The sequence below is a fragment of the Longimicrobium sp. genome, from assembly GCF_036280135.1.
Classification (GTDB): Bacteria; Gemmatimonadota; Gemmatimonadetes; order Longimicrobiales; family Longimicrobiaceae; genus Longimicrobium.
Genome location: NZ_DASURI010000649.1, coordinates 1 through 10,172, shown reverse-complemented (window position 1 = coordinate 10,172; position 10,172 = coordinate 1). Strand labels below are relative to the sequence as shown.

Genomic DNA, 10,172 nt, shown 5'->3' with positions numbered 1-10,172 from the left:
CGAGCCCACGACGGCGCCGGCCGCGCCCAGGGACACGCTGGGGCTGCGCTTTCGCCTGGAGCCGGTGCCGTCGCGCGCGGCGCCGCGGGCCGCCATCGCGCCGGCGATCCTGCTGCCGGCGGGCAACGCCGCGCGCATCCTGGCCCGCCTTCCCGCCCTGCCCACGGCCCCGACGGCGGCGGACTCGTTCGCGTTTCCCGCGCGCACGCTGCCGCCGCCCCGCACGGGCCGCGTGACGCTCGCCGGCTTTCCGCCCGCGGACAGCCTGCAGCCGCCTCGGCCGGCGGGCCCGCGCACGCCGGCCGCGCTCGCCGTGGTCCGGGGCGCGCCGCAGGGCGAGGTGCAGATCGGCGCGGAGGTGACGGTCACCTTCTCGCAGGCCATGGTGCCCCTCTCGTCCGTGGGCACCGTGGAGGCGCGCACGCTGCCCGTGCGCCTGTCGCCGCAGCCGGCGGGAAGCTGGCGGTGGCTGGACGTGCGCACGCTCGTCTTTACGCCCCTGGGGCGGATGCCGGCCGCGACGGAGTACACCGTCACCATCCCCGCCGGCACGCGCTCCGCCCCCGGCGGCACCCTGGGCGAGGCGGTGACCTGGACGTTCTCCACGCCGCGCCTGTCGGCCATCGGCGGGTCGCCGTTCGGGGACGGCGTGCGGCGCGAGCCCCTCATCCTCCTCCAGTTCGACCAGCGCATCGACCGCGCGGCCGTCGCCTCGCGCGTCCGCCTTCGCGCGCAGGGGCAGGCGCTCCCCGTCCGCCCCGCCACGGCGGACGAGATCGCGGCGGACCCGCGGGCGCGCTCGCTGTCCCAGCGGGTGGATTCCACGCTTTGGATCGCCGTCCGCCCCGTGCAGCCGCTGCCGTACGACGCCACGGTGACGGTCATTGTCCCCGAGGGCACGCCCTCCGCGGAGGGGCCGCTGCCCACGCGGGTGGAGCAGACGTTCAGCTTTCGGACGTACGGCCCGCTGCGGGTGGAGCACGCGAGCTGCGGCGGCACGTGCCGTCCGGGAATGCCGCTCGTCGTCGCCTTTTCCAACGCGCTGGACACGGCCGCGTTCCAGCCGTCGTGGGTGCGCGTGCAGCCCGCCATCGAGGGGATGCGGGTCCAGGCCCTGGGCAACGCCATCGCCGTCACGGGGCGCACGCGGCCCAACACGCGGTACCAGGTGACGGTGCTGCCCGCCGTGCGCGACGTCTTTGGGCAGACGCTGGGGCGCACGGCGCGCCCGACCTACGACGTGACGACGCCCGTGCCCTCCCTGACCGGCTTCGGGCAGCCGATGATGGTGCTGGACCCCGCCGGGCCGCGGCGCCTGTCCGTCCTGAGCCACGACCACGCGCGCCTGCGCGTCCGCATCCACCGCGTGCGGGTGGAGGACTGGCCGCTGGTGGAGCGCCGCACGGGCCCCGGCCCCCTGTCCCTGCCCGGCACGGAGGTGGTGAACCGCGTCGTCGCCATCGACGCGCGGCCGGGGGAGACGACGGAGACCTTCATCGACCTGGACGAGGTGCTGGGCGGCCGGCCGGGACAGCTCGTGGTGGCCGTGGAGGGGATGGACGGCGAGGGGGCGGACCAGGCGACGTACACCTGGGTGCAGGCCACCCGCATGGGCCTGACGGCCTTCGCCGACGCGGACGGCGCCACGGTGTGGGCCGCGTCGCTCGTGGACGGATCGCCGCTCCCGGGCGCGGCCGTCCGCATGGAGCGGGGCGGCGCCGGCACCACGGGCGCGGACGGCCTGGCGTCCATCGCCCTGCCGGCGGACGGTGCCCCCCCCGGGTGGATCACCGCGCGGCTGGGCGACGACGAGGCGGTGCTCCCCGTGGGGTGGGACCGGCCGCGCCGCGAGACCCAGCTGCTGTGGTACTCGGCCACGGACCGCCGCCTGTACCGCCCCGGCGAGGAGGTGCGCTTCAAGGGCTGGGTGCGCCGCCTGGAGCGCGCACCGGATGGCGGCCTGTCGCTGCCGCGGCTGCGCGCCACGGACTCCGTCGCCTGGCGTGCCCGGGACCCGCGCGGCAACGACATCGCGTCCGGCACGGCGGCCCTGACGGAGCTGGGCGGGTTCGACGCGCGCTTCACCGTCCCCGCGGGCGCCAACCTGGGCGACGCCAGCATCGTGATGGAGATGCGGGGCGGCGAGACCGCGTATGGAAACGGATACCTGTCGTTCCAGGTGGAGGAGTTCCGCCGGCCGGAGTACGAGGTGGCGGCCGAGGCGGACGAGGGGCCGCACGTCGTCGGCGGCAGCGCGGAGGTGTCCGTCCGCGCGTCGTACTTTTCCGGCGGCGCCCTCCCCGGCGCGCCCGTCACGTGGCGTGTGAGCTCCACCTCCGCGTCGTTCACGCCGCCCGGGTGGGGCGAGTGGCGCTTCGGCACGCGGAACGGCTACTACGGGTACGGCGACGCCGTGGAGGAGAGCTTTGACCAGGCGGTGGAGGGCGAGACGGACACGCAGGGCCGCCACACCCTGCGCCTGCACTTTGACCGGGCAGATCCGCCGGGTCCGCACACCGTCACGGCCGCGGCGACGGTGCTGGACGTGAACCGCCAGCCGTGGAGCACCACGCAGACGCTGCTCGTCCACCCCGCCACGGTCTACGCGGGGCTGCGGACGGAGCGCGGCTGGCTGCGGGCCGGCGAGCCCATCGACCTGTCCGTCGTCGTCGTGGACCTGGAGGGAAAGACGGTCGCCGGCTCGCCCGTGGACGTCGTCGCCACGCGGCTGGAGTGGCGGCGGACCGGCGCGCGGTGGAGCGAGGTGGCGACGGATTCCGTCCCCTGCGCCGTCGTCAGCGGCGCGAATCCCGTTGCCTGCACCTTCCGCACGGGCGCGGAAGGCGGCCGCTGGCGCATCGCCGCCACCGTGCGCGACGCGCAGGGCCGTCCCTCCCTGACGCGGATGGACGTGTGGGTGTACGGCGACACGCCGTGGCTGCGCGGCCCCGGACAGGATTCCGGGAATCCCCAGTGCCGCGTCACCCTCGTGGCCGACCGCGAGCGGTACGCGCCGGGCGACACGGCCCGCGTCCTCGTCAACCTGCCGTTCTGGCCCGCGCGCGGGGTGGTGACCGTCCGCCGCGAGGGCGTCGTCCGCACGGAGACGATCCAGTCTGACGGGCCCACCCTGCGCGTGGACGTGCCGGTCGGCGAGGCCGACATCCCCAACCTGTTCGTGCGGGTGGACGCCGTGGGCGCGGACGACGCCGCCGGCCGGACCCGGCCGACGGCGCGGGGGACGGACTTCGCGACCGGCGAGATCCGCCTTGCCGTCCCGCCCGGCCCGCGCACGCTGACCGTGGAGACGACGCCGGCGGACAGCGTGATGCTCCCCGACGCGCCCACGTCCGTGGCCGTGCGGGTGCGCGGCGCGGACGGCCGCCCCGTGCACGACGCCGAGGTGGCGCTGGTGGTGGTGGACGAGTCCGTGCTGGCGCTGACGGGTTACCGGCTGGAGAACCCCATCGACCTCTTCTACCCCGGCTGGAACGCGGGCGTGGCGGATGCCGGCCTGCGCCCGTACGTCGCCGTCGCCGACACGGGGACGGGCCAGCTGCACGGCGTGGTGGTGGAGGCCCGGACGCGCCAGCCCGTCGCCGGCGCCCTGGTGACGGTGGAGGGCACGGCGCTGCGCACGGTGACGGACGCCGGCGGCGGCTTTCGGCTGAACGGCGTGCCGCGCGGGCAGCGGACGGTGCAGGTCTCCCGCCCGGGGATGGAGCCCGTCGCGCGCGTCGTGGACGTGGGGGACGAGGCCCTCCCGGAGCTGCGGTTCGAGGTCATGGCGGCGGTGGACCTGGATGCCATCGTGGTGACGGGCATGGACATGGTGGCGGAGTTCTCCGGGCAGGGCCGGGCCGGCGGATACGCGCCGCCCGCCGCGCCCATGCCGGCGCCGGCGATGGCGCGTGCGGAAGGCGCCGTGCTGCAGCGCGCGGAACCCGCCCTCCAGGGCAAGGTGGCCGGCGCCCAGGTGACGAGCGGCGCCATCGCCGTCCGCGCCAACTTCGCCGCGCTGGCCCTGTGGGCGCCCGTCGTCCGCACGGACGCGGAGGGCCGCGCGAGCGTGCCGTTCACCCTGCCCAGCAACCTCACGCGCTACCGGGTGATGGCCGTGGCCGTCTCCGGCGGCACGCACTACGGCGCGGGCGAGAGCGCCATCACGGCCCGCCAGCCGCTGATGGTGCGCCCCTCCGCCCCGCGCTTCCTGAACTTCGGCGACCGCTTCGAGCTTCCCGTCGTCGTGCAGAACGGCACGGACCGGGCGATCGACGTGGAGGTCGCGGCCCGCGGCGACGGCATCCGCTTCGCCGAGCCGGGCAGGCGCGTGCGCGTCCCCGCCCGCGACCGCGTGGAGGTGCGCGTGTCCGCGGAGGCCGTCCGCCCGGGGACGGCGGCCATCCAGGTCGCGGCCGTGGGCGGGCGGCTGGCGGACGCGGCCACGATCACACTCCCCGTCTACACGCCGGCCACGGCCGAGGCGTTCGCCACCTACGGCTCCCTGGCGGGCGACAGCGCCGTGGACCTGCCGCTGGAGGTGCCCGACGATGCCCTCCCCGCGTTCGGCGGGCTGGAGGTGACCACGTCGTCCACGGCCCTGCAGGAGCTGACGGACGCCTTTCTGTACCTGGTGCGCTACCCGTACGAGTGCGCGGAGCAGCTCTCGTCCCGCGTTCTCGCCGTGGCCGCCCTGCGCGACGTGCTGACGGAGTTCCGCGCCGAGGGGCTGCCGCCGGCGCAGGCCCTGGCGGACTCCGTCGCGCGCGACCTGGACGCCCTGCGCGGCATGCAGACGCCGGACGGCGGGTTCGCGTTCTGGCCCGGGCGGCAGGAGGCGTGGCCGTACGTGAGCGTGCACGCGACCCACGCGCTGGTCCGCGCGCGCGGCAAGGGCTACGCGGTGCCGGGGGAGATGCTGGAGCGGTCGATGGACTACCTGCGCACGGTGGACCGCCACATCCCCGGCGACTACCCGGCGCAGGCGCGCTTCGCCATCCGCGCGTACGCCGCCTACGTGCGCGACCTGGCCGCGGACGGCGGGGTGGACGGCGAGCTGCGGACGCTCTTCAGCCAAGCGCGGCTGGACACCATTCCGCTGGAGGTGAACGGCTGGCTGCTCGCCGCCGTGGCGGACCGCCCGGCGTTCGCGGCCGAGCGCGCGGAGCTGCTGCGCATCATCAACAACCGCGCGACGGAGACGGCGTCCACGGCCACGTTTGCCACGGCGTACACGGAGGGCGAGTACCTGCTGCTGCACTCCGAACGCCGGACGGACGCCATCGTGCTGGAGGCGCTGCTGCGGGCGGATCCGCAAAGCGAGCTCGTCACCAAGACCGTGCGCGGGTTGCTGGGGCACCGCACGCGCGGACGGTGGAGCAACACGCAGGAGAACGGGTGGGTGCTGCTGGCCCTGGACCGCTACTTTCGCGTGTACGAGGGGCAGACGCCGGAGTTCGTGGCCCGCGTGTGGCTGGGCGAGCGGTTCGCGGGCGAGCGCGCCTTCAACGGCCGCACGGCGGACCGCCACCACCTGGAGGTGCCCATGCGCGTCCTCGCGGCGGACGACCCAGCATCGCTGACCATCGGCAAGGAGGGGCCGGGCCGGCTGTACTACCGCGCCGGCCTGCGCTACGCCCCGCGCGACCTGGACCTGCTGCCCCTGGAGCGCGGCTTTGCCGTGGAGCGCACGTACGAGGCAATGGACGACTCGGCGGACGTCGTCCGCGGCGAGGACGGCCGCTGGCGGGTGCGGGCCGGCGCGCGCGTCCGCGTGACGGTGACGATCACGGCGCCCAGCCGCCGCGTGCACGTGGCGATGGTGGACCCGCTGCCGGCCGGCTTCGAGGCCGTGAACACGGCCCTGCTGGGCGCGGACGCGTCGTCGCGCCCGCGCGGGGGACGGGTGAGCCCGCGCGCCGCATACGGCGGGTACGACGGATGGCGCTGGGGAGGCTGGTGGTACGAGCACCAGAACCTGCGCGACGACCGCGTGGAGGCTTTCACGTCGCTGCTGCCGGCGGGCGTGTACACGTACACGTACGTAGCCCGCGCCACCACGCCCGGCCAGTTCATCGTCCCCCCGCCCCGCGCCGAGGAGATGTACGCGCCCGAGACGTTCGGCCGCGGGGCCACGGACCGGGTGATCGTGGAGGAGGCGGCCGGCAGGAAACAGGAATAGGGAATAGGGAATAGCGGGCGACGGCAGAACTGCGGGTTACGGGGGACAGCCCGCAACGGCGGCGGGGGATGACGATCATCCTCCGCCGCCGTTTCGTTGCGCGCCGACGGCTGTGGACGGGGCGGATGCGAAACGGCGGGCAGCCTGTCCCTCCAATCGGAAACGCCGTCGAAGTGCCTTTCCCTTCATGCCTGCCCCATCTTTTTCGTTCCCCTATCAATGTGGAGGTCCTTATGCGAACACGCGCACGTCGATTCCCCTGGCTTTCCTGTCTGCCCCTGGCCGCGCTGCTGGCGTGCGGCGACGACGGCACCGGCCCCGCGGACCGGCTGGAGCTCACGCCGGGCCAGGCGGCCCCCTACACCCTCGTGGACGTGGCCGGCCTGCCCGAGGAGTACGCAACGCAGCCGCGGACGGACATCACCGTGGGCGGACAGCCCTCCACGCTGGTCTACGACCCCGTGGACAAGGTGCACCGCTTCATGGTGCCGGACCTGGCCCCCGGGCGCGCCGAGGTGCGCATCCCCGGCACGCGGGACGGGGACGAGCTCCAGGCCACCCTGGAGGTAAAGGCGCGCCAGTACGCAGGCGGATCCCCCGACGCCGCCCTGCGGCAGATGAACACGCTGCTGGACAGCCTGCAGGTGAGCGTGTCGTACGGGCTGGCCATCGTGGACACCCACGCGGACAGCACCATCTACGGCCGCATGGACGCGTTCCTCACCCTGGCCGAAGGCTTCCAGGACTACGCCGCCACGCTGCCGGCCGAGGAGCGCGCGCGGGTGGCGGCCATGTTCTCCGCCGTCGCGCCGGACCTGGCCGTCCTCACGGGGCAGATCACGGCGGGGCTGGAGGAGCTGCGCAGCCAGCCGCCCATCGCGGGCTCCCTGGCGTCGGCCACCCTCCCCATGAGCGCCGACGCCGTCCTGTCGCGCTGCCTGGACCACCAGGCCATGCTCCGCAACGTGGACCGGATCTCGGAGGTGATGGGGTACGTGGTGACGGTGGCCAACGGCCTGTCCTGGCTGGGCGGGCCGCAGACGCGGGCCGTGGTGGGGATGTTCACCTACGCCATCACGTTCGCGACGGACCTGGCGGTGCTCGTGGCCAACTCCGTCCCGCGGCTGCTGGACCCGGACGGGCTGCGGCTGGAGGTCTCTCCCCGGCGGATGCGGCACAACGGCGGCGAGGGCGCCATGACGGTGTGGGTGCGCCGGCGCGCCAACGGCGAGGTGCTGGGGTCCGCCGCGGGCATCGCCCTGGGGCTGGGCGACGTGATCACCCGGATGCGGCAGTACGAGCAGCTGCGCCGGGAGGTGGACTGGGACACCCTCCGCGAGGCCATCGAGGAGCTCATCCAGGACACGGCCATCGAAGAGGCGCTGGAGTGGATGGACGACCAGTTCAGCGACCTGCTGTCGGACCACATCCTCCCCAGTCACGAGGTGCAGATCACCATGGAAGGCCTGGCCTTCACGTCGGGCGTCCCGTCCAGCCGCTGGGAGTTCACCGGGCCCGCCGGCGCGCTGAGCCGCGGGATGCGCACCGTGGGGCAGAACCAGCAGCCCGTGGAAACGTTCACCGTCTCCGCGCGCGTGGGCGCCACGCCGGGGTGCTCGGCCGTCACGGGTGCCGCCAACCCGTCCATGGGGCTCAACGGCTTCGAGATCGGCAACGCCACGCGCGTGCGCTTCCTGGCACCCGCGCAGGGCGTGTACGTGGACGTGGCGGCCGGTTCCAGCGCGTCGGCCACCGTGCCCGTCGCCAACCAGGGCACGGAGCGCTCCGGCGCGCTCACGTACCGGCTGCAGTACGCCAACGGCCAGCCGTACTCGCCGCGCACGTGGCTCACCGTGTCGGCCCCCACGGGCCCGTCGCAGCTCGCGGCCGGCGCGCAGGGCAGCGTGCGCGTGAGCATCACCGCCGCGAGCAACGCGCTGCAGCAGCAGATCGTCGTTCCCGTGGCCGTGCTGGAGGACGGCCGGGTGGTGGACAACGCCTGGGTGCAGGTGCGCGTGCAGCCGCAGCTCAGCGACATCACCGTCAACCGCTCGCCGTCCACCCTGCGCCTGTGGGACCACAGCGCCCAGGACGGCGACATCATCACCGTGACGCTCAACGGCGCGCCCGTGGCGTCGGGGCTCACGCTCACCAACGCGGGCGTGACGGTGCCGGTGGAGTACCGCCGGGGGCGCAACGTCCTCATCGTCCGCGCGCACAACGAGGGCAGCTCGTCGCCCAACACGGCCGCGCTGGGCTTCGCCAACGTGGTGCGGGGCACCGCCACGCAGACGTACGGCCTGCTCACCGGTGGAACGACGCAGCTGGTGATCACCTACGACCCCGACGCCACGTCGCCGTCCATGTCGGCCAGCGCGCTCCCCGTCCCGGTCTACACCCGGTGCGAGCAGGGCGCGCCCGGCGAATGCCCGCGGTGACGGAAGTGCGGGAGTGCGAAAGTGCGGATGATCGATCGCGCCCGGTGGATCAGGCGCTCACGCGAATGACGTGAAAACGCGGACGAGCCGCGGAGGCACAGTGCCTCCGCGGCTCGTCCGGCGTTCCGCTCGGAACGGCTGCCGATCAGGCGAACTGGGCCTGTTCGGTGCTGCCTTCCAGGGCGGCGGTGCTGGCCTGTCCGGCCGTGACCGTCATCAGCACCTGGTCAAAGTAGCCGGCGCCCACCTCGCGCTGGTGCTTGGTGGCCGTGTAGCCGGCGCCCTCCAGCCCGAACTCCTGCTCCTGCAGCGCCACGTAGGCCGGCATCCCCTGCTCGCCGTACGCCCGCGCCAGCTCGAAGGTGTGCAGGTTGATGAGGTGCCACCCCGCCAGCGTGATGAACTGGAACTTGTACCCCATGGCGCCCAGCTCGCGCTGGAACTTCGCGATGGTGTGCGCGTCCAGGTGCTTGCTCCAGTTGAAGCTGGGCGAGCAGTTGTACGCCAGCATCTTGCCCGGGAACTGCGCGTGCACGGCCTCGGCAAAGCGGCGCGCGTCGTCCAGGTCCGGCGTGCTGGTCTCGCACCACAGCAAGTCCGCGAGGGGCGCGTACGCCAGGGCCCGCGCGATGGCCGCGTCCAGCCCGCTCTTTACGCGGAAGTAGCCCTCCGCCGTGCGGTCGCCCGTGATGAACGGACGGTCGCGCTCGTCCACGTCGCTGGTGATGAGCGTGGCGCTGTCGGCGTCCGTGCGGGCGATGAGCACCGTGGGGATGTCCAGCACGTCCGACGCCAGGCGCGCGGCGATGAGCGTGCGCTCGAACTGCGACGTGGGCACCAGCACCTTGCCGCCCAGGTGGCCGCACTTCTTTTCCGACGCCAGCTGGTCCTCGAAGTGCACGCCCGCGGCGCCCGCCTCGATCATCTGCTTGGTGAGCTCGAACGCGTGCAGGGGCCCGCCAAAGCCCGCCTCGGCGTCGGCCACGATGGGCACCATCCAGTCGCGCTGGGCCTCGCCCTTCTCGGCCCACTCCACCTGGTCGGCCCGCATGAGCGCGTTGTTCAGGCGCTTGACGACGGCCGGGACCGAGTTGGAGGGATAGAGCGACTGGTCGGGGTACGTCTGCCCGGACAGGTTGTTGTCGCCGGCCACCTGCCAGCCGCTCAGGTATATGGCCTGCAGCCCGCCCTTGACCATCTGCACGGCCTGCGCGCCCGTGAGCGCGCCGAACGTGCGCACGGGCTCGTCCTGGTTCAGGGCCTTCCACAGGCGCTCGGCGCCGTGGCGGGCCAGCGTGTTCTCCACGCGCAGCGAGCCGCGCAGCTTGACCACTTCCTCGGCGCTGTAGGGGCGGGTGATGCCCTGCCAGCGCGCGTCCGTCATCCACTTGATGTCCAGGTCGTTTGCCTGCGCGTCGAAGCTGTCCATCGCTCTCGTCCTCGTTCCGAAGGTCTGCCCCGGCGCGGTGTGCCTGGGTTGAAGTGCGTGAGTGCGTTCGTGTGTCGGCACTTCCCGCTATTCCCTATTCCCTATTCCCTATTCCCTATTCCCT

At 73.8% G+C, this 10,172-nt stretch carries 3 protein-coding genes; 2 read left to right on the top strand and 1 reads right to left on the bottom strand.

Annotated elements, in window-relative coordinates:
* Positions 1-64 precede the first annotated feature (64 nt).
* Both VFZ20_RS21125 and VFZ20_RS21120 read left to right on the top strand, forming a co-directional pair.
* A complete protein-coding gene (locus VFZ20_RS21125) occupies positions 65-6,181 on the top strand; it encodes an alpha-2-macroglobulin family protein (RefSeq protein ID WP_329685928.1) in 6,117 nt (2,038 codons plus the stop codon).
* Between the two features lie 233 nt (positions 6,182-6,414).
* Entirely contained in the window at positions 6,415-8,619 is a 2,205-nt protein-coding gene (locus tag VFZ20_RS21120) for a hypothetical protein (RefSeq protein ID WP_329685927.1), read from the top strand.
* A 145-nt stretch (positions 8,620-8,764) separates the two neighbouring features.
* Here the strand turns inward: VFZ20_RS21120 and aceA are convergent, their stop codons facing one another.
* Complete coding sequence (gene aceA / locus VFZ20_RS21115; protein ID WP_329685926.1) at positions 8,765-10,048, bottom strand: isocitrate lyase; 1,284 nt, start codon at positions 10,046-10,048, stop codon at positions 8,765-8,767.
* Positions 10,049-10,172: the final 124 nt, after the last annotated feature.

Coding starts and splice junctions, on each gene's coding strand:
- VFZ20_RS21120 (WP_329685927.1), top strand. CDS start 6,415: ATGCGAACACGCGCACGTCGATTCCCCTGGCTTTCCTGTCTGCCCCTG.
- aceA (WP_329685926.1), bottom strand. CDS start 10,048: ATGGACAGCTTCGACGCGCAGGCAAACGACCTGGACATCAAGTGGATG.